The organism is Demequina subtropica, assembly GCF_000971235.1.
GTDB classification, from domain to species: domain Bacteria; phylum Actinomycetota; class Actinomycetes; order Actinomycetales; family Demequinaceae; genus Demequina; species Demequina subtropica.
In genome coordinates, this window is sequence record NZ_BBMB01000006.1 from 184,948 (window position 1) to 204,228 (window position 19,281).

Consider the following 19,281-nt stretch of genomic DNA (forward strand, 5'->3'; position numbering starts at 1 on the left):
CCCTGACGGCATGGACGTCGTCGTCTACGAATCGCTCTACGGCAACACCGCCGCGGTCGCTCGTGCCATCGCCGAGGGCCTCGGCGATGACGCGCGCGCCCTGAGCACCCGCGAGGCGACCCCCGAGATCGTCGCCGGGGCCCGCATCGTCGTCGCGGGCGCACCGGTGCACGGGATGAGCCTTCCCTCCGAGCGGTCCCGCGCGTCCGCGGCCGCCAAGCCCCAGGGCGAGGGCCATCTCGCCGCGGACCTCGACCACCCGTCGATGCGCTCATGGCTCGCCGGGATGGCGCACGGTCCGCGCCTCGCCGCCGCCTTCGACACCCGGATCCGGGGCCCGCTCGGCCACGGCGGCGCCAAGGCCATCGCGCACGCGCTCGAGGCGGCCGGCCTGACCCTGCTCGACGAGCCGCGGGGCTTCACGGTCCACCTGCACACCACCTCCTCCACGCCCGCCGCGCTCCTCGCCGAGGGCGAGCTCGACGCGGCGCGCGCATGGGGCACCCACCTGCGGGAGGTGGCCGCGAGCCGGACCTGAGCAGGCGGGGCCACGGGCACTCTCGTGGGCCGCGACCCGCGCGGTAGTCTTGTGCGACTTGCCAGAAGCCCGACCGGGGCTCGACAGACTTACGAAACATGGATTCCACCACCACCTCAGCACGCACCTCCGCCCCCACTCCCGCACGCGCGCAAGAAGGCACCGTCATGCGCCCCGAGATCCAGGCGCTGCGTGCCGCGGCGATCCTCGCGGTGGTCGTCTACCACCTGTGGCCCCACCGACTCACCGGCGGGTACGTCGGCGTCGACGTGTTCTTCGTAGTCTCCGGCTACCTCATCACCGCGCACCTGATCCGAGACCTGGCGCGCGGGACCCGCGCGCCGTTCGCGTTCTGGGCACGCCGCATCCGGCGCCTCATGCCCGCATCGCTTCTCACGCTCCTGGTCGCGGGGATCCTCACGATCCTGTTCGTCCCGGTGACGGTTCGCGACGGCTTCCTCACGGATGTGGTCGCCAGTGCGTTCTACGTGCAGAACTGGCACCTCGCCGCCTCGAGCGTCGACTATCTCTCCGCGACGGCACCGCCGTCGCTCGTGCAGCACTTCTGGACCCTCTCGGTCGAAGAGCAGTTTTACGTCGTGTGGCCGCTCGTGCTCCTCGCGGCCGGAGCCGTGCTGCGCCGCCGTGCGCGTTACTCGGTCGCGGGCACCACCCTCGTGCTCGCGAGCATCGCCTTCATCGCATCGTTCGCCTACGGCTGGTACGCCGCTGTCACGGACCCGACGCCCTCCTTCTTCATCACCACGGGCCGCATCTGGGAGTTCGCGATCGGAGCGATGCTCGCCGCCTACGTCGCGCTGCGCGGCGGTCGCGTGCCGGGCCTGGAGATGCCCGCGCCTGCGGCGACCGCCACCGCATGGGCCGGGTGGGCGCTCATCGCGCTCTCCTTCGTCGCGTTCACCTCCACGACGCTGCACCCCGGCCCCATGACACTGATCCCCGTCGTCGGCACGGCGCTCATCCTCGCGGCGGGAGACCCCGCGGGCCGTATCGCGCCGCGCGCGCTCGTGAGCCTCCGACCGGTCCAGCGCATCGGCGACTGGTCCTACTCGCTCTACCTCTGGCACTGGCCGCTCATCGCGCTTGCGCCCTTCGTGGTCGACGATGCGACGTCCAAGCCGGTCACGCTGTCGATCCTGGCCGCATCGTTCGTGCTCGCGTACGCGTCGTACCGATGGGTCGAGCGCCCCGTGCTCGACGGAAAGGTGCCAGGGCTCGAGACCACGGCGCGTGCGATGATCGCGATGGCGATCGGCATGGCGATCGTCGTGGCTGCCCCGTTCGTGGTCCAGCACCGCGACGCGCAGGCTCGCGAGGCGGGACTCGAGCAGCTCGAGCAGCTCGAGGACGCGTCCTCAGCAGCGAACGCGTGCCGCGGAGCGGAAGGCGTCACGGACCCCGAGTGCGCGGGCCAGACCCCAGACGACGTCGTGCCAGCACTCGAGGTCGCGCCCGATGACTGGGGCACGGCATACGCGGATGCGGACTGCGGCTCGCCGAGCCGCAAGGGCACGAGGCTGATCACCTGCGAGCATGTCGGCGGCGACGGCAGCGGCGCGAAGGTCCTCCTCGTCGGCGACTCCCACGCCCGCCACCTCTTCCCCATGGGCGCGGCTCTCGCCGACGAGCACGACTGGACGCTCACGCTCGCCTACAAGACTGGATGCCCGTACTCGGACCACATCCGCACGACCAAGGACGCCGCGGCCGGGCAGGCCTGCGCGACGTGGAACGACTCGGTCGACGCGATGATCGCCGACGACGGCTTCGACCTCGTCATCACGAGCCAGTGGGCCTCGGCCAAGAACCAGGGCACTCATGCCGAGGCCACCGCCGGCTTCGTCGACAAGTGGACGACCGTGGTCGACAGCGGCGCGCGCGTGCTCGCGGTCAAGGATCTCCCGGCGCCGAGCGGCGACACGCTCGCTTGCCTCGCACAGACAGCCGAGCCCTGGGACGACGCATGCACCAACGCCGAGGCGGAGGCCCTAAGGTTCGACCCGCTGGTCGAGGCCGCGGACGCCTTCGACTCTTCGCAGGTGCAGGCGGTCGATCTCGATGACGCGTACTGCTGGGACGGGACCTGCCACGCCGTGGTCGCTGGCGCGATCGTCTACGGCGACCGCGACGGGCACATGACGGCCACGTGGTCGCGCACCCTCGCCCCGGTGCTCGACGCACGTGTCCCTGCGGAGTTCCTCACGGCCCACTCCTAAGCGGCCCTCGAAGGGCGCGCTGCTGCGTGCCCTCCCCCGACGGCCGCACGGCCTCGAGCAGGCGGGCACGCAGTTGCGCGCGCGACGGTGCGCGCGAGCACACGTGCAGGCGCGACGGGCCCACGCCGGGACACAACGACGGCGGGGCCCCGCGCCGCCTCGCGCAGGGCCCCGCCGTCGTCTCGTGCCAGGTCGGGATCAACGACCGCCGGTGGCCGCCGTCCGCGTTGTGGTGCCGGAACCGCGGGCCCCGCGCTCACCGTCCGAGCCACGGTCCGCCCCGCGCTCACGGGACGGCGCGTCGAACCCATCGGTGGTCCGCTCGTCGGACCGGTCGCGGTCGATGCGGCGCTCCGGGTCATCCGCCTCAGTCTTCTCGGCGACCTCGGGGCGCTCGGACTGCTGGGGCTTCGACGTACGATCGGGCGCCGGGACAACGGCGTCCTCGTCCACCGTCGCAAGCTCGGGGACCTTCACGTCGGACTCTTCGGTGGGCTCGGCCGCGCTCACCTTGTCGTGCCGACGCTCGACGTCACGATGCGCGAACCACGAGTGTCGGAGGTCCCGGTAGCGGTCCGCCACGCCCTGGCCGAAGTCGCGACCCTCGGCGTCGGTCGTCGCCATCCAGTCGATGATGTCGCGAAGGCACTCGTGGACCTCGTCCGAGGCGCCCGGACCCTCCGCGAGGACATCGCCCCCAGAGACCTCGGACGCCTCGCCACCCTCGGCCTCGTCCTCAGCGTCCAGCTCCTCGTCGGCGGCGGCGATCTCGTCGGCGGAGAGCACGTCGGCGACGATCTCGTCAACGAGCGCGAGCGCGCCCTCGTCATCGCCCTCGTCGACCACGCGCACAGCCTCGGCGAGGCGCTCGTCCATGCCGCCGTCACCCCAACCGATGCGCTCGAGCGCTCGGTCGAGGCCGTAGAGCACATCTCCCGGCGCGGACTCATCGGCCGCAGCGGTGCCGCCGACAAGCGCCGCGACCACGAGGGCCGCGCCACCCGCGATCGCGGCCCGGAGACGCATCGTGCGACGCGGTGCGGGGCGCGCGGCCTGCGCGCCGTCGGTGGCGACATCTGCCGCGGCGCTCGCCAGCACGGCGCCCACGCGGTCGGCGTCCTCCGCGGCGGGCGCGACGTTGAGCGCGCGCAGCTCGCCGAGCGGAGCGGTGAGGTCGGCCAGGCTCGCGGAGTCCTTGCCGGCGATCAACCGGTCGAGGTCGCGGGCCGTCTGGTCTGAGTTCTCATCATGCGTCATGCCCTCATATCGACGGGAGGCGCTTCGCCGTTACGCCGATGCATCGATCGAGGTCAGGGATCGGCGCAGCGCGGCGATCGCCCGATGCTGGGTCACCCGCACGGCGGCGTTCGTGATGCCGAGCGCGGCCGCAGTCTCCGCGCCGGACAGGCCCGCGACCACGCGAAGGAGCAGCACGTCCCGCTGGCGCTCGGACAGGCCCGCGAGCAGCCGCTCGACGCCCTCGCTCTGGAGGCGCAGCACCGCCTGATACTCGGCGCTGGGAAGCACATCGTGCCACCCCTGCGCCAGCGACTCGTCTCGCACGGGGACCTCGGGCCGACGCCCGGCCCTGCGCACCGCGTCCACCATGCGCCGATGCGCGATGGCGAAGACCCACGCACGCAGGTCAGACTCATCGCCCTCGAATCGGTGGAGGCCTCGTGCGACGTCGAGGAACGTGTCAGCCGCCTCGTCCTCCGGGGACGGCGACCGTCGTGCCGCGAGGTAGCCGCGGACGGGTCCCGCGAGCTCGCGGTACAGCGCGGTCCACGCCCATTGCTCGCCGATCCGGGCCGCCGCGAGGGTCGTGTCGAATGCCGGTCCGAGCGTCATGCGAGGGAACCGCCGAAGTCGTTGTCGAGCCGAGCGTGAGGGGACATGGCCGGAGACGCTAGCACGCGCGCCGCATCGCGACGCAAACCGGACGCAACCGCGTATCGCGCGCCCGTCGGAGGCCGCGCCGGCAGCCCACCACCCGGGTTGAACAGGCAGGACAGCGCCCCGAACCGTGAGGTTCGGGGCGCCGGAGCGGTGAGCTCCTACGGCCGCTTTGGGGAAAACGCCTGCTCGGAGCCGCTCTGCTTGTCGGGCATGGGGGATGCGCCGACATCTTCGGTGCCAGCGCTGACGCCGCACGCGCCATCGCCGGCCGAATCCATCTGCCAGGAGTCCTGCGAACCCGACGCGGACCTGCCCGACCAGTCCTGCGTGGCCTGGCCCCCGTCCGACCAGCGGTCTCCCGACCACGAGGCCGGCGCGGCATCGCCGCCGCGGTCCCCCGACCACGACCACGACCCGCCGTCGCTCACCACCGCGCCCTCACCCGCGGAGGCCGCGGAGGAGTCCTGCGGGGCGGCGCCCATCCGGGCTGTTCCGCCGGCGTCCTTCTCCGCGCCCGCGTCCCGGGCGTCGATCACGGGCTCCCGGGGCGGAACGTCCGTCGTCGGGATGCTGCGCACACGCTCGGCCACGTGCGTGCCGAAGTCGGGAGCCGCGAAGTCAGCCGTCTCCATCCACTCGAGCATGTCCGTGACGCTCCGGCGGACCTCGTCCGACGCCTCCGCGGTCTCCGCGCGGAGCGCGCGCGCCGCGTCGAGCAGGGCCTCGGAGGACTCGGTGTCGATGTCCGCGGCCTCCGCGACGTGCTCGATCGCGTCGCCGTAGTCGCCCTTGCTGTCGAGCCGCAGCGCCTCGGCGACGCGCTCGTGCGCGCCGCCGTCGCGCAGCCCGAGCCGCTCGAACGCGCGATCGATCGAGTAGAGGGGATCGCCCGGCGCCGCCGGGTCGGCTGCCGCCGCGCCGGCCGCGGTGCCCCCGATGAGCAGCGCAAGCGCGCTCATCGAGGCGATGCGCGAGCTCCAGGGCGACGAAGCCACCGCGGGCTCGCGGCTGAGGGGGGTGCGCGAGCCCGCGGCGACGTGGGCGAGAGCAGCACCGACACGCGCGGCATGAGCCGGCTCCGGGGCGATCACCAGCGCCCGCAGCGTCGCGACCGCGGGACCGAGGTCGGCGAGCTCCGCGGGCGCGTCGCCTCGCAGCAGCCGGTCGATCGCCCGGTCCTCGTCGGTGGTGCTCGTCACGGCACTGCCATCGGATGCGCGCGCAGTTCCGTTACATCGGGCTCCGCTCAGCGCTGGCGATCATGCGCTCGGCGCAGCGCCCCGAGCGCACGATGCTGCGCCACCTTGACCGCCGACTCGGACTTCCCCACCACCCGCGCGGTCTCGCGCACCGAGAGCTGGCCGACCAGCCGGAGCAGGAGGATCTGCCGCTGGTCCTCGGACAGTCCCTCGAGCAGCGCACGGGCGTCGTCGAGCCCGTCGCGCAGCAGCGCCTGCTGCTCGGCGCTCGCGGTCACCTCCGACGCGGTGACCTCGTCCGAGCTCCCAGCCGCCGCGACCGGGCGGACGCTCGCGCGGCGGTACGCGTCGACCATGCGGCGGTGCGCGATCGAGAACACCCACGCACGGAAGTCGCGCTCGTCGCCGTCGAAGCCTCCGATGCCGCGCGCGACGTGCAGGAAGGTCTCGGAAGCCTCGTCCTCCGGCTCGGGAGATCCGCGTCCAGCGAGGTAGCCCCTCACAGGGCCGGAGAGGTCGGCATAGAGCGCGGTCCACGCCCAGTCCTCCCCGGAGCGGGCTGCCGCGAGCACGGCCGCGAACGCGGGGCCGAGCGTCATGCGCGGGCTCCCGCGGCCTCTGCGACGGGAGGACACGGCATGGTTCCCGACGCTAACACGGCGATCCGAACTTGGGCAGACCCGACATTTCCAACGTCGTAGAACCAGGGAGGAGGCGTCCCCGGACGCAGAAGAACCCCCTCGCCACGACGGACGAGGGGGTTCTGGTAGTAGCCCCGACGGGATTCGAACCCGCGCTACCGCCTTGAGAGGGCGGCGTGCTAGGCCGCTACACAACGGGGCCCCTAGCTGCTTCAGTCACCCTTACCGGGCGGCTGGCGCGAGATAAAACTTTACAGCACACCCTGCGCGGATTCCAAATCCGCTCGGCCATGTCGCCGAAGTCGACCTCGCACCAGGGACGATGCTACCGCCCGGGGGCCTGCACCGCACACGACCCACGCGCCGCGCGGCCGTAGCCTGGGGACATGAGCACCCGAGACGGCTCCACGGGCGCCATCCGCGTGCCCGACGGTCTCTCATGGTGGGCCGCGACGCCGGGCGGCGCCGACTGGCTGCTGTCGCTCCCGGGGCTGGTCGCCGACTGCGCCCGCGAGTGGGACCTGACGCTCGACCCGCCGTTCGAGCCGGGCACCGTCGCCTGGGTCGCCCCCGCCACCCTCGCCGGCGGGCGCGGCGCCGTGCTCAAGGTCGGCCGCCTCGACGGCGAGAGCGATCTCGAGGCCGATGCCCTGGCGCACTGGTCCGGAGTCGGGGCCGTGCGGCTGCTCGCTCACGATCGCGAGCGCGGGGCCCTGCTCATGGAGCGATGCGAGCCTGGCACCCGGCTGTGGAGCATCGCCGACGAGGACCGCGCATTCGGCATCGCCGCGGGCGTGTTCCGCGAGCTGTGGCGCCCTGCGCCCGAGGAGGCCCCGTTCCGCACGGTGGCCGACCAGGCGGAGCGATGGGCGCGCGTGCTCCCCGAGCGCTGGGAGCGGCACGGTCACCCCTGCCCGCGGCGCCTGATCGACCACGCGGTGGACCTCGCCACCGCGCTGGCGCGGTCGCAGCCCGAGCAGGTGCTCTGCCACCAGGACGCCCACGGCGGCAACATGCTCCTGGACGGCAGGCGCTGGGTCGCCATCGACCCGAAGCCGGTCGTGGGCGAGCGGGCATTCGACCTCGCCTCGTCGCTGCGCGACCGGCGCCCGACGCTGCTGGCGGCGGCCGACCCGAGGGCCGTGGTCGCACGACGCCTCGACCTCTACGTCGACCAGCTCGGGGTGGAACGCGAGCGAGCACGCGGCTGGGGCATCGTCCACGCGCTCGCCTGGGGCCTCACCGATGACGGGGCCTCCCCCGAGCTGCTCGCGTGCGCGGAGGCTCTCGAGGCCGCCTGAGCAGGCGCAGCATCCGCGCGCCGGGCCCCTCCCCCGCGCCGCCTCGCGCTCTTGCCCCTCGCGCACGCGTTATGTAAAGGTGAGTGGAAGCGACTCAACTATTGCCACACGGCTCGCATCAGCAGGAGGTTCACATGTCCGCACAGCCCTACGCCCCCGACGCGCAGGAGCAGCAGAGCGCCCTCGAGCAGTTCGGCCAAGACTTCACGGCCCTCGCCGAGCAGGGCGCGCTCGACCCCGTCATCGGACGCGACGAGGAGATCCGGCGCGTCATGCAGGTGCTCACGCGTCGCACCAAGAACAACGCCGTGCTCATCGGCGAGCCCGGCGTCGGCAAGACCGCGATCGTCGAGGGCCTGGCCCAGCGCATCGTGGCCGGCGACGTGCCCTCCTCGCTCAAGGACCGCCGCGTCATCGAGATCGCCATGAGCTCGCTCGTCGCGGGCGCGGCCTTCCGCGGCCAGTTCGAGGAGCGCCTCAAGGGCATCCTCAAGGAGGTGGAGGAGTCGGAGGGCAGGATCATCCTGTTCGTCGACGAGCTCCACACCATCGTGGGAGCCGGGCGCGCGGAGGGCTCCGTGGACGCCGGCAACATCCTCAAGCCCATGCTCGCGCGCGGCAGGCTGCGCATGATCGGCGCCACGACCCTCAACGAGTACCGCGAGCACGTCGAGACCGACAGCGCGCTCGAGCGGCGCTTCCAGCCGGTGTACGTCGGCGAGCCGAGCATCGAGGACACGGTCGCGATCCTGCGCGGGCTTCAGGAGAAGTACGAGGTCCACCACGGCGTGAAGATCACCGACGAGGCGATCGTGCAGTCCGCCAAGCTCTCCGACCGCTTCATCACGGAGCGCTTCCTGCCGGACAAGGCCGTGGACCTCATCGACGAGGCTACGTCCGCGCTGAAGATGCAGCTCGACTCCATGCCGATCGAGCTCGACCGCTCGCGGCGTCGCATCATGCAGCTCGAGATCGAGCGCACCCAGGTGGCGAAGGACAAGCACGAGGCCGCCAAGCAGCGCCGCGAGGAGATCGACGCGGAGATCGCGCGCCTGCGCGAGGACTCGGACCGCCTCAACATGCGCTGGGCCCGCGAGAAGGACCTCATCGTGCGAGTCTCGGCCGCCACCGAGCGCCTCGAGAGCCTGCGCGGCGACCTCGACCGCGCCGAGCGCTACGGCGAGCTCGAGCGCGCAGGCCGCATCCGCTACGGCGAGATGCCGGCCGCGGAGAAGGAGATCGCGACGGCGCGCGCCGAGCTCGACGCCATCCCCGCGGAGGAGCGCATGCTCCGCGAGGAGGTCACCGGCGAGGACATCGCAGGCGTGGTCGCGAAGTGGACCGGCGTGCCGGTCGAGAAGCTGCTCACGGACGAGTCGAGCAAGCTCGGGCACCTCGAGGACCGGCTCCACGAGCGCGTGGTGGGCCAGCATCGTGCCATCGCGAGCGTCGCGGACGCGATCCGTCGCGCCCGCGCCGGGATCTCGGACGCGAACCGCCCCATCGGCTCGTTCCTGTTCCTCGGCCCCACGGGCGTGGGCAAGACCGAGCTCGCACGCGCCCTCGCGGAGCAGCTCTTCGACGACGAGCGCGCCATGATCCGCATCGACATGTCCGAGTACATGGAGTCCCATGCGGTGAGCCGGCTCATCGGCTCGCCCCCGGGCTACGTGGGCTACGACCAGGGCGGCCAGCTCACGGAGGCCGTGCGCCGGCGTCCGTACAGCATCGTCCTGTTCGACGAGGTCGAGAAGGCCCACCCCGACGTCTGGAACGTCCTGCTCCAGGTGCTCGACGACGGCCGCCTCACCGACGGCCGCGGGCGGACCGTCAACTTCACCAACACCATCATCGTGATGACGTCGAACCTCGGCTCGGACATCGTGCTCGCATGGGACGGCGAGGACCGGGCGGCGCTCGAGGCCTCGCTGCAGGAGGTGCTACGGCGCGCCTTCCGGCCTGAGTTCCTCAACCGGCTCGACGACGTGGTGGTCTTCGACCGCATCGACCCTGCCGCGATGGAGGGCATCGTCGGGACCGAGCTCGCGAAGAACGTCGCGCGCCTGGCCGAGGCGAAGGACATCGTCCTCACGGTGGACGATGCGCTGCGCGCCTCGCTCGCGCGGGACGGGTTCGACCCCGCGTTCGGAGCGCGCCCGCTCAAGCGGCTCATCCAGACGCGGCTGCTCAACGCGCTCGCGAAGGAGATCGTGGACGGACGGGTCCGCGAGGGGGACCACGTGACCGCGGGGTGGGACGGGAGCGCCGTGACGCTCACCGTCTCCTGACGGCCCCGGACAAAGCGAGAGGCCCCGCCATCAGGCGGGGCCTCTCGTCTTAAGGCTGGGCTACAAGGATTCGAACCTCAACTAACGGAACCAGAAACCGTCGTGCTGCCAGTTACACCATAGCCCACTGCGTTCCAGCGGAACGGAGAACAACTCTACCCGACTCCGCCGCAGAACCCAAATCGCCTCATCCGGCCGCGTGTCGGAGCGAGTCGAGGACCATCACCCCGGCCGAGTCCGCACCACAGTAGTGGCCCTGCGCGCCGAAGTACGTGTCGTCGTCGTTGCCGCCCGGCAGATCGGCGAGCACCGCGACCGTTCCCGCCCCCGTCACCGCATCTCCGGGGCCGAAGTCGACTCCGTCGATATCCGCGCCACCGCCGTCGCCGGGGACGGTGCCCGGCGGCCACACGATCCACGGCACGCCCGCACCGTCCCGATCGCGGTCGAGCATGAGGCACCCGTTCTCGAGCGCGACGATCGTGCCGCTCACCTCGAGCCGCGCGCCGGGGACGTAGCCAGGCTCGTCCTGGCGTGCCAGGTATCCCAGCGGGTTCGTGTCGACCGCATCGCCGCCGCAACCCGCGAGCACCGCGACGGCGCACGCGGCGGCGGCGCTACGGGTCAACGCGCGCGATCTCATCGAGCACCACCACCCCGACGAGCCTCGTCATGCGCTCACGGTACGCCCTGAGCGTTGCGATCGGGCAGGTAGGTCACCGGATCGTGACGCGACGGCGCGGCGCTACCCCGCCGTCGCGTCGGTCTCGGCCCGGCGCGCACCTCCTCGCGCCCACGGGAAGCGCGGATCGTCGGCGAGCGCCTCGAGCACCGGTTCGAGCGCCTCGGCGAGCGCCTCGAGCTGGGGCTCGCTCAGCCGGCCGATGACCTCGGCACGCACGAGCGCCAGGTGGCCCGGCAGCGCCAGGAGCAGCGCCTTGCGGCCATCGCGCGTGAGCCGGATGTTCGACGCGCGCGCGTCGCCCGGGCACGGCACTCGCTCGACGAGCCCGCGCGCCTCCATGCGCGACACCACCTTCGACAGCCGCGGGAGCGTGGCATAGGTGCGCACCGCGAGGTCGCTCGTGCGCAGGGTCAGCTCCGGCGCGGTGTTGAGCGCGCTCAGCGCCATGAACTCGAAGTGCGTGATGCCGGAGTCCGCCTGGAGCTGCGCGTCGAGGGCCGCCGGCAGCAGCTGCGAGGTACCGACGAGCGCGAGCCATGCCCGCGACTCGGCGTCGTTCATGCGGGGCACGCGCGTGGTCATGCCGCCATCTTAGCGTTACTTGCCACGGCAACCAAGTACCGCTATGTTGGTTAACGAGGCAACCAAACGATCCGCCGCATCGGCGGGAAGGAGCACACCATGACCACCACCGTCACCGTCATCGGCACCGGCAACATCGGCTCGGCCGTCGCGCGTCTCGCGACCCAGGCAGGCGCAAGCGTGCAGCTGCTGGGCCGCGACCATGACAAGACCGCAGCCGTGGCCGCCGAGGTCGGCGCGACCGCCGGCGTCGTGGGCGACGCGATCACGGGCGAGATCGTCGTGCTCGCCGTCCCCTACCCCGCTCTCGCCGAGCTCGCGGCGGCCTACGGCGCCCAGCTCGACGGCCGCATCGTCGTCGAGACCACCAACCCGCTCGACTTCTCGACCTTCGATGCGCTCGTGGTCCCGGCGGACTCCTCGGCGACCGCCGAGCTCGCGGGTGCGGTCCCCGGCGCGCGCGTGCTCAAGGCCTTCAACACCAACTTCGCGGCAACCCTCGCCGCCGGCACCGTGGACGGCGCGCCGACCACTGTGCTCGTGGCGGGCGACGACGAGTCCGCGCGCGACGCGCTGATCGCTCTGGTCGAGGCCGCGGGCCTGCGCGGCCTCGCGGTGGGCGGCCTCAAGCGCGCCCGCGAGCTCGAGGCCATCGGCTTCACCCAGCTCGTGCTCGCCGTCCAGGAGAAGCTCGCCTGGACCGGCGCGCTCGCGCCGCGCGGCTGAGCCCACCCCGCAGCAGCACGACGCCCCCGCACCCCGTCCAGGGATGCGGGGGCGTCGCCCGTGCTACAGCACCTCGGTAAGACCGCACCTCGCGTTGGCGTTCGCGGTGCCGAGGAACGGCTCCGCTCCCACGATGCCGTCCACCGCGGCGCGGACCGCCGCCTCGCTCGGGGTGTAGCAGTTGACCAGCGCGCCCACCATCGGAGCATCGGCCAGGTGCGTCGGCACGCCGAAGGAGACGAGCACCGTGGGCACCTGGCCCGCCCACCACGGCGCCGCCGGGCCCATGGCCATCGGCCAGCGCAGCCGCGACACCGTCGACTGCGCCCCGGCACCGACGTAGTGCGCGACCACCACGGCGGCGTCGAACTCGCCCTCGGCCGCCACGTTGCCCTCGGCGATCACCCTCATGTAGTCGCCGAGGCTGCGGACCGGCGGCAGCTTCCCGGGGAACGAGACCTCGAAGCCCGCGGCCGCGAGCTCCGCCGCCATCCACCGCGCGATCGGCAGGTGCTCCACGGGGATGGGGAACTCCGGGTTGCTCGCGAGCTCGGAGTTGACGACGAGCCGGATCCGGCGGTGCGTCTCGGGGCGCAGCGGGAGCACACCCTTGTCGAGGACGAGCGTCGCCGAGCGGCGCGCCACGTCCGCGCCGATGGCACGATGCGCGGCACGGTCGACCTCGGGCCGCTCCTGCGGCACGGCCCCGGGACCGCACAGCCCCATCGACACCTTGAGCGCGAGCACACGCGTCACGGCCTCATCGACGCGCGTGGGCGAGATGCGCCCGTCCTGCGCGCCGGCGAGGACGGCCGCGACGTCCGCCTCCGCGTCCCGCAGGAACAGCAGCAGGTCGCAGCCCGCGACCACCGAGTCGACGAGCAGGTCCGCCCGCCTGCCCTGGCTCGTGAAGCCGACCATGTGCGTGGCATCGGTGACGGCGACCCCGTTGAACCCGAGCTCCTCGCGCAGCAGCGTCGTGGTGATCTCCGGCGCGAGCGTCGCCGGGCGGACCCGCGCGTCGTCGCCGAGCAGCTCGCGCGTGAGCGCGGGCAGCGCGATGTGCCCGATCATCACGGTGGGCACGCCCGCCTCGATCAGCGAGCCGTACACACGGCCGAACGTGCCGCGCCACTCCCCCGCATCGAGCGTGTTGACCGTCGCGACGACGTGCTGATCGCGCTCGTCGACGCCGTCGCCCGGGAAGTGCTTGGCGCAGGTCGCGAAGCCGAGACCGGCCGCGCCCTCGGCCGCGCCCCGGTGGTACGCGGCGGCGTACTCGGCGACGTCCGCCGCCGTGTCGCCGAATGCGCGGTGCGACGCGACGGCGTTGCGCCAGTTGACATGGATGTCCGCGACGGGAGCGAAGGCCCAGTTCGTGGCCGCCGCGAGACCCTCGCGGGCGCACACGCGCCCCAGGTCCTCGGCCGTGACCGGATCGCCGGTGGCGACGCACTGGAGCGGGGCGCCGATGAGGGTGCCGTCCTTCGCGGCGCCGTCGCCGCCGAACTCGAGGTTCGCGCCGACGAGCAGCGGGACGTCCGAGACTCCGTTGAGCCGATCGACGAATGCCGCGACCTCGTCGGCCGTGCCGCTGCCGGGACGCACGCCCGCGAACTGGTAGCGCTCGACCAGCGCGACGGACTCGTCGTCCAGCTCGGTGTGGGCGACGAAGAGCTGGCCCACCTTCGCCTCGAGAGGCATGGCCGCGACGCGCGCGCGCACCCAGGCCTGCTGCTGGGGGGTGAGCGAGTACGGTGCGGCGGCGAGGTCGGTGGTCATGCGAGAACTCCTTCGATGGCGACGTCGACGGGCTCGGCGGTGCGAGCCGCGCCTCCGAGGGGGTGATGGCAGGCCACGCCGCGTCCCGGCCCGGCGATCGTGAGCGGCGGCCGCTCGGCGCCGCACAGGTCGGTCGCGGCGAGGCAGCGGTCGCGGAACGAGCATCCGGCGGGCCTGATGCGGGGCGAGGGCGGGTCCGCGTCGGTCATGCCCGGATCACCCAGGGGCACGCCGGGCTCGGGCACGGCCGCGCGCAGCGCCGCCGTGTAGTGGTGCGCGGGCGCGGCGAGCACGTCCTCGGTCGGGCCGATCTCGCACAGCTGCCCCATGTGGAGCACCGCGACGGTGTCGCTGACGTTGCGGACCACCGCGAGGTCGTGGGAGATGAACAGCATCGCCACGTCCTGCTCGTCTACCACGCGGCGCAGCACGTTGAGCACCGTCGCCTGCACCGACACGTCGAGCGCGGACACGGCCTCGTCGGCGATCAGCACCGCGGGCTCGCTCGCGAGCGCTCGCGCGATCGAGACGCGCTGCGCCTGACCGCCCGAGATCTCCCCGGGCTTGCGCGGGCCGAGCGTGTCGGCGTCGAGACCCACCATGGTGAGGAGCTCCCGCACGCGCATGCGCCGCTCCTCCTTCGCGACGCCGCGATTGCGCAGCGGCTCCGCGACGTTCGCCTCCACGGTCATGAACGGGTTGAGCGAGCCCACAGGGTTCTGGAACACCATCTGGACGTCGCCGCAGGTCGCCCGGTCGCGCGCCGTGCGGTCGCCGGCCTGGGCCTCGCCGCGAAGCAGCACCTCCCCTGCCTCGGGTCCGACGAGGCCCACGACGGCCTTCGCGATGGTCGACTTCCCGGACCCTGACTCGCCCACGAGGGCGAGCGTCTCGCCAGCCCGCATGGCGAAGCTGACGTCGTTGACCGCGTAGACGGTCGAGCGGCCCGAGGTGAAGCGCACCTCGAGGTCGCGCACCTCGAGCACGGGGGTCTCATCCGCGGGGGTGGTTGCCTCGGTCACTTGGTGGCCTCCTGCTCGTCGGCGACCGCCCAGCAGTGGGCGGTGTGGCCGTCGGCGACGGCCACGGCCGGGGGTCGTTGGGTCGCGCAGCGGTCCTGCGCCACGGGACAGCGCGCGGCGAACGGGCATCCGGCGCGCGGGGCGCTGAGCGGCGGCAGGCTGCCGCCGATCGCGGGCAGCTCGCGCTGGACGGGGCCGGTCAGGCGCGGGATCGCGGCGAGGAGCCCCTTCGTGTACGGGTGCGCGGGCGTCGAGGCGACGATGGAGGTCGGCCCGGTCTCCATGACCCGTCCGGCGTACATGACGACCGTTCGGTCGGTGCGGTCCGCGAGCAGGCCCAGGTCGTGCGTGACGAGCACGAGGCCCATGCCTGACTCCGCACGGACCTGCTCGAGGAGGTCGAGGACGCGACGCTGCACGGTGACATCGAGCGCCGTGGTGGGCTCGTCCGCCAGGAGCACGTCAGGGTGCGCGGCGATGGCCGCCGCGATGCCGACGCGCTGGAGCATGCCGCCCGAGAACTCCCCCGGGTACGCCATCGCACGCGCCTCGGGGTCGGGCACGCCCACCTGGCGGAGCAGGTCGACCGCATGCGCCTGCGCGTCCTTCGCGGGCACCCGCCGACGGTTGGTGACCGCCTCGACGATCTGCTTCCACACGCGCACGGTCGGGTTGAGCGAACGCATCGGGTCCTGGTAGATCATCGACGCGAGCGAGCCGGCGCGCGAGCGGATCTCGCCGTCCGAGGCCGCGAGCTGGTCCTTGCCCGAGACGCGCACGGCGCCGCGGATATCGACCACCGTGCCGCGCGGGCGGATCCCGAGGATGGTGCGCGCGAGCACGGACTTGCCGGAGCCCGACTCGCCGACGATTCCGATCGCCTCGCCCCGGCGGACCTCGAGCGAGACCCCTTCGAGGACGTAGGTGACCTTGTCGCCCGAGATGAAGTCGACCTCGAGATCCTCGACCTCGAGGACGGGCGCCTCCGTTGCGGTGGCGGTCATGAGTACCTCTCCTTCGCGCGCTCCCCGATCGTCGTGATCGCCATGACAGTCGCGGCGAGCGCGAGCGCGGGAGCAAGGGTGATCCACGGTGCCGTGGCGAGATCGGAGCGGCCCTCGGCGATGATGCCGCCCCAGGACGGCGCGGGTGCCGCGAGCCCGTAGCCGAGGAAGCTGAGCGAGCCCTCGGCGACGATCGCGGCGGTCATCGCCGTGAAGGCGTACGAGACGAGCGCCGGCGCGACGGCCGGGAGCACCGCGCGCACGAGGATCCGCGGGGTCGGGGTGTCGATGAGCACGGCCGCCTTGACGTAGTCGCGCTCCCGCACGGTCAGCGCGATGGAGCGCGTGACGCGGGCGAAGGCGGGGATCATGAGCAGGCCGATGGTGGTGCCGATGCTGGTGATGGACGGCCCCCGGAAGCTCACGATGGTGATGATGAGCAGCAGCGCGGGGATCGCGAGCACGGCGTCGATGAGGAATCCGATGACGTTGTCGAGCGCGCCGCGGAAGTAGCCGGCCGCGACGCCGATGAGCGTGCCTCCGACGGCGCCGACGCCCAGCGTGATGACGGCGACCACGAGCGAGTTCTGCGCGCCCGCGACGGTGCGCGCGAACACGTCGCGGCCGTTGCCGTCCGTGCCGAAGGGGTGGGCGAGGCTCGGCTCGAGCTTGGCGCCAAGGAAGTCCTGGTAGTACGGGTCGAGAAGCGGGGTGGCGATCGACACGAGCGTCAGGACGGCCAGCAGGATCAGCCAGCCGGCGGATGCCGCCGTCGCCACCGTGTCGATCCGACGCCTCCGGCGGGTGGCGCGGACCGCGGCGAGCACGCCGCGATCAACCTCAGGTGCGAGCGTCATGGGCGATCCTCGGGTCGATGAGTCGGTAGCTCAGGTCGACGAGCAGCGTCGCGGTCACCATGGCGGCAGCCAGGATGATCGTGGTGCTCTCGATGACCGGGTAGTCGCGCTGGCCGATGGCGGTCGAGACGTAGCGGCCCATCCCAGGGATGGCGTACATCGTCTCGACGACGAGCGTGCCGCCGAGTGCCATGCCGAGGTTGAGGCCGACCAGCGTCACCAGCGGCAGCGAGGCCGGGCGCAGCGCCCGGGTGAGCAGCAGACGCGTGGGCTTCATCCCGCGCGCCTGGGCCGCGTGGATGTAGGTGCTCTCGAGCACGTCGTCGGCGTCGGCCCGCAGCGCCCGCAGGTAGACCGCGGCCTCGGCGAGCGCCATCGTGGTCACCGGAAGGATCAGGTGGGTGAGGTGGCCCAGCGGATCCTCGGAGAACGGCACCCAGCCGGTGGCCGGCAGCACGCGGAGCACCACGGCGAACACGTAGATCAGCAGCATGCCGAGCACGAAGCCGGGCATGGACAGCAGCACGAACGCGAGCGCCTGGGACACCCGGTCGAGGATGGAGCCGGGGCGCCACGCGGAGCGCAGCGCCACGGGCAGCGAGATGACGAGCGCGAGCACCAGCGAGACCGCGACGAGCTCGAGCGTCACGGGCAGCCGCTCCGCGAGCTGGCCCGTGACGGCCGCATCGGTGATGATCGACGTGCCCAGATCACCGTGGAGCAGGCCGTCGAGCCAGTTCCACAGGCGCGTGAGCGGATCCGCGCCCAGGTTGTACCTGTCGTTGAACGCGGCGATCTCCTCGTCGGTCGCCTCGAGGCCGAGCGCGGCCATCGCAGGCGAGCCGGGGAGCATCAACGGCATCGACATCGCGAGAACCGCGACGAGGAGCAGGACGCCGAGCGCCCTGACTCCCCGCCGCGCTATGAAGCGGATCATTCCGCCGCGTGCCACATCAGACGGGTCTGGATGGACACCTGCGGGCGGTTGGTGAAGTCCTCGACGCCCTGGAGGGTCTCGGGGTTGTAGATCACGCCCGCGAGGTTCTCCGTGTACATCACGATCGGGGCGTCATCCCACACCGCGGCCGCGACCGAGTTGAGGAGCACGCCACGGGCATCGTGGTCGGTCTCGCCGGCGAGCTCGGCGAGCATCGCGTCGACATCCTCGTTCGAGTAGCCCATGAAGTTCGCGAGGCCGCCGGTACCCACGAGCATCGACAGGTTGGTGTCGATGTTGCCGAACAGCGAGGTGGTGAAGTCGAGCATCTGGTACTCGCCGGAGTACAGCGCCGCGCCCCACGTGGCCATGTCGGAGGACTGGATGGTCATGGTGATGCCCACCTCGGCGAGCATCTGCTGCATCGCGGCGGCGCGGGCGGCGGCCTCGCCGCGACCGTCGGTGAGGTACGCGAACTCGAAGCCGCCGATCTCGTCGACGATGGCCTTCGCGGCCTCAGGGTCGTACGCCGGCTGCGGGTCGGTGATGTCGTAGCCCGAGGTGCTCTGGAGCACGCTCGTCGCGACCGCACCCGTGCCGTCGTTCGCGACGGCGAGCAGCGCCTGCGGGTCGATCGCGAGCGCGACCGCCTGACGGGCCTCGACCGAGTCGAACGGCGCGACGTACGAGTTGAACAGGCCGAACGAGGTGGCCGAGTTTCCGGTCGAGGTGGCGAGGCCGTCCGCCTCGGCGCCGGTGAACTGGCTCGGGACCTCCGACCAGATGGCGTCGACGGCGCCCGAGACGAGCGACTGGTAGCGCGAGTCGGCGTCGGGGAGGATCTGGAACTCGATGGTGTCCGCGTGAGCGGCCTCGCCCCAGTAGTCCTCGCGCTTCGTCATCGTGATCCCGGTGCCGGCCGAGTACTCGGTGGTGACGTAGGGGCCGGTGCCGAGCGGGAAGCCGAACTCGTCGGTCGCGGTGGTCGACGCGATCTGCCCCAGGTCGCGCGTGAAGTACTGCGAGAACGACGCGTTGGGCGCGACGAGCGTGAAGCGGACCTCGGTCGCGGAGACCTCCTCCATGCTGGCGATGGTCGCGACCGTCGCGCGCGAGGCCGAGGTCTCCTCCGTTCCCGCGCGGGTAACGTGGGCGATGACCGCCGCCGCGTCGAGGACGCTGCCGTCGGAGAAGGTGACGCCGTCGCGCAGCGTGAGCAGCCACTCGGTGGAGGTCTCGTCCGCCGGCTCGAAGGACACGGCGAGGAAGGGCACCAGCTCGCCGGACTCGTCGTACTGCATGAGCGCGTCGAAGATCGAGTTCGCGACGGACTGGACCGTCTGCGAGGAGATCGCGCCCGAGGCCGGGTCGAGCGAGGTGATGTCGCGGTCGAGGCCGTAGACGATGGTGCCGCCGTCGACAGGCGTCGCGACCTCAGCCGCGGCGGTCGTGTCGGTCGAGGCCGATCCGGCGGGGTCGGCGGAGTCGGACGGCGCGCATGCCGCCGCGGTGAACGCGAGGCTCGCGGTGAGCGCGCCGAGACCGACGAGCTTGAGGGTGGAGGGCATCCTGGTTCCTTTTCT

The 19,281-nt window shown here is 72.3% G+C and carries 17 protein-coding genes and 2 tRNA genes; 5 read left to right on the forward strand and 14 right to left on the reverse strand.

Annotated features, from left to right (window positions below):
- The first annotated feature begins 10 nt into the window (after positions 1-10).
- Together AOM06_RS06840 and AOM06_RS06845 are read left to right on the forward strand one after the other, a co-directional pair.
- The gene (locus AOM06_RS06840; protein ID WP_062303996.1) at positions 11-538 is read left to right on the forward strand and encodes a flavodoxin family protein; all 528 of its coding nucleotides are present in this window, start codon (positions 11-13) and stop codon (positions 536-538) included.
- 167 nt (positions 539-705) lie between these two features.
- Entirely contained in the window at positions 706-2,775 is a 2,070-nt protein-coding gene (locus AOM06_RS06845; RefSeq protein ID WP_062303997.1) for an acyltransferase family protein, read from the forward strand.
- Positions 2,776-2,973: 198 nt separating this feature from the next.
- Here the strand turns inward: AOM06_RS06845 and AOM06_RS06850 are convergent, their stop codons facing one another.
- The 5 genes from AOM06_RS06850 to AOM06_RS06870 form a co-directional block, all read right to left on the reverse strand.
- Positions 2,974-4,032, reverse strand: a complete 1,059-nt coding sequence (locus AOM06_RS06850) for a hypothetical protein (protein WP_062303998.1) — start codon at positions 4,030-4,032, stop codon at positions 2,974-2,976.
- A 30-nt stretch (positions 4,033-4,062) separates the two neighbouring features.
- A complete protein-coding gene (locus tag AOM06_RS06855; RefSeq protein WP_062303999.1) occupies positions 4,063-4,626 on the reverse strand; it encodes an RNA polymerase sigma factor in 564 nt (187 codons plus the stop codon).
- A gap of 206 nt (positions 4,627-4,832) precedes the next feature.
- On the reverse strand, positions 4,833-5,873 hold the full coding sequence (locus tag AOM06_RS06860; protein ID WP_062304000.1) for a hypothetical protein: 1,041 nt from the start codon (positions 5,871-5,873) through the stop codon (positions 4,833-4,835).
- 47 nt (positions 5,874-5,920) lie between these two features.
- Entirely contained in the window at positions 5,921-6,472 is a 552-nt protein-coding gene (locus AOM06_RS06865) for an RNA polymerase sigma factor (protein WP_062304001.1), read from the reverse strand.
- Between the two features lie 171 nt (positions 6,473-6,643).
- Positions 6,644-6,716: transfer RNA gene (locus tag AOM06_RS06870), tRNA-Glu, on the reverse strand.
- 184 nt (positions 6,717-6,900) lie between these two features.
- Here AOM06_RS06870 and AOM06_RS06875 point away from each other — a divergent pair.
- Positions 6,901-7,815, forward strand: coding sequence for an aminoglycoside phosphotransferase family protein (locus AOM06_RS06875; RefSeq protein ID WP_062304002.1), 915 nt, complete (start codon positions 6,901-6,903; stop codon positions 7,813-7,815).
- A gap of 134 nt (positions 7,816-7,949) precedes the next feature.
- Complete coding sequence (locus AOM06_RS06880; RefSeq protein WP_062304003.1) at positions 7,950-10,103, forward strand: ATP-dependent Clp protease ATP-binding subunit; 2,154 nt, start codon at positions 7,950-7,952, stop codon at positions 10,101-10,103.
- Positions 10,104-10,158: 55 nt separating this feature from the next.
- Here the strand turns inward: AOM06_RS06880 and AOM06_RS06885 are convergent.
- The 3 genes from AOM06_RS06885 to AOM06_RS06895 all read right to left on the reverse strand — a co-directional run bounded on the left by AOM06_RS06885 (position 10,159) and on the right by AOM06_RS06895 (position 11,370).
- Positions 10,159-10,230 (reverse strand) — tRNA-Gln (locus AOM06_RS06885).
- Between the two features lie 60 nt (positions 10,231-10,290).
- A complete protein-coding gene (locus AOM06_RS06890; RefSeq protein WP_062304004.1) occupies positions 10,291-10,731 on the reverse strand; it encodes a hypothetical protein in 441 nt (146 codons plus the stop codon).
- A gap of 117 nt (positions 10,732-10,848) precedes the next feature.
- Complete coding sequence (locus AOM06_RS06895; RefSeq protein ID WP_062304005.1) at positions 10,849-11,370, reverse strand: MarR family winged helix-turn-helix transcriptional regulator; 522 nt, start codon at positions 11,368-11,370, stop codon at positions 10,849-10,851.
- Positions 11,371-11,469: 99 nt separating this feature from the next.
- On the opposite strand from AOM06_RS06895, the gene AOM06_RS06900 reads away from it, so the two are divergent.
- Positions 11,470-12,096, forward strand: coding sequence for an NADPH-dependent F420 reductase (locus tag AOM06_RS06900; RefSeq protein ID WP_062304006.1), 627 nt, complete (start codon positions 11,470-11,472; stop codon positions 12,094-12,096).
- Positions 12,097-12,159: 63 nt separating this feature from the next.
- Here the strand turns inward: AOM06_RS06900 and AOM06_RS06905 are convergent, their stop codons facing one another.
- Genes AOM06_RS06905 through AOM06_RS06930 form a run of 6 tightly spaced genes read right to left on the reverse strand, consistent with a single transcriptional unit; the run spans position 12,160 to position 19,266 of the window.
- Positions 12,160-13,878, reverse strand: a complete 1,719-nt coding sequence (locus tag AOM06_RS06905; RefSeq protein ID WP_062304007.1) for a glycoside hydrolase family 3 N-terminal domain-containing protein — start codon at positions 13,876-13,878, stop codon at positions 12,160-12,162.
- A complete protein-coding gene (locus AOM06_RS06910) occupies positions 13,875-14,900 on the reverse strand; it encodes an ABC transporter ATP-binding protein (protein WP_062304008.1) in 1,026 nt (341 codons plus the stop codon). Before AOM06_RS06910 ends, AOM06_RS06905 begins: the two co-directional genes overlap by 4 nt.
- Entirely contained in the window at positions 14,897-15,904 is a 1,008-nt protein-coding gene (locus AOM06_RS06915; RefSeq protein WP_062304009.1) for an ABC transporter ATP-binding protein, read from the reverse strand. The genes AOM06_RS06910 and AOM06_RS06915 overlap by 4 nt, the downstream gene beginning before the upstream one ends.
- Positions 15,901-16,761, reverse strand: a complete 861-nt coding sequence (locus AOM06_RS06920) for an ABC transporter permease (protein WP_062304010.1) — start codon at positions 16,759-16,761, stop codon at positions 15,901-15,903. Before AOM06_RS06920 ends, AOM06_RS06915 begins: the two co-directional genes overlap by 4 nt.
- Entirely contained in the window at positions 16,745-17,698 is a 954-nt protein-coding gene (locus AOM06_RS06925) for an ABC transporter permease (RefSeq protein ID WP_062304011.1), read from the reverse strand. The genes AOM06_RS06920 and AOM06_RS06925 overlap by 17 nt, the downstream gene beginning before the upstream one ends.
- Positions 17,695-19,266: an ABC transporter substrate-binding protein gene (locus tag AOM06_RS06930; protein WP_062304012.1), complete on the reverse strand. Its 1,572-nt coding sequence runs from the start codon at positions 19,264-19,266 to the stop codon at positions 17,695-17,697. The genes AOM06_RS06925 and AOM06_RS06930 overlap by 4 nt, the downstream gene beginning before the upstream one ends.
- Positions 19,267-19,281 lie beyond the last annotated feature (15 nt).

Bases quoted from the DNA above. Each gene is read 5' to 3' on its own strand.
- AOM06_RS06840 (WP_062303996.1), top strand. From the start codon at position 11: ATGGACGTCGTCGTCTACGAATCGCTCTACGGCAACACCGCCGCGGTC.
- AOM06_RS06845 (WP_062303997.1), top strand. From the start codon at position 706: ATGCGCCCCGAGATCCAGGCGCTGCGTGCCGCGGCGATCCTCGCGGTG.
- AOM06_RS06850 (WP_062303998.1), bottom strand. From the start codon at position 4,032: ATGACGCATGATGAGAACTCAGACCAGACGGCCCGCGACCTCGACCGG.
- AOM06_RS06855 (WP_062303999.1), bottom strand. From the start codon at position 4,626: ATGACGCTCGGACCGGCATTCGACACGACCCTCGCGGCGGCCCGGATC.
- AOM06_RS06865 (WP_062304001.1), bottom strand. From the start codon at position 6,472: ATGACGCTCGGCCCCGCGTTCGCGGCCGTGCTCGCGGCAGCCCGCTCC.
- AOM06_RS06875 (WP_062304002.1), top strand. From the start codon at position 6,901: ATGAGCACCCGAGACGGCTCCACGGGCGCCATCCGCGTGCCCGACGGT.
- AOM06_RS06880 (WP_062304003.1), top strand. From the start codon at position 7,950: ATGTCCGCACAGCCCTACGCCCCCGACGCGCAGGAGCAGCAGAGCGCC.
- AOM06_RS06895 (WP_062304005.1), bottom strand. From the start codon at position 11,370: ATGACCACGCGCGTGCCCCGCATGAACGACGCCGAGTCGCGGGCATGG.
- AOM06_RS06900 (WP_062304006.1), top strand. From the start codon at position 11,470: ATGACCACCACCGTCACCGTCATCGGCACCGGCAACATCGGCTCGGCC.
- AOM06_RS06905 (WP_062304007.1), bottom strand. From the start codon at position 13,878: ATGACCACCGACCTCGCCGCCGCACCGTACTCGCTCACCCCCCAGCAG.
- AOM06_RS06915 (WP_062304009.1), bottom strand. From the start codon at position 15,904: ATGACCGCCACCGCAACGGAGGCGCCCGTCCTCGAGGTCGAGGATCTC.
- AOM06_RS06920 (WP_062304010.1), bottom strand. From the start codon at position 16,761: ATGACGCTCGCACCTGAGGTTGATCGCGGCGTGCTCGCCGCGGTCCGC.
- AOM06_RS06925 (WP_062304011.1), bottom strand. From the start codon at position 17,698: ATGATCCGCTTCATAGCGCGGCGGGGAGTCAGGGCGCTCGGCGTCCTG.
- AOM06_RS06930 (WP_062304012.1), bottom strand. From the start codon at position 19,266: ATGCCCTCCACCCTCAAGCTCGTCGGTCTCGGCGCGCTCACCGCGAGC.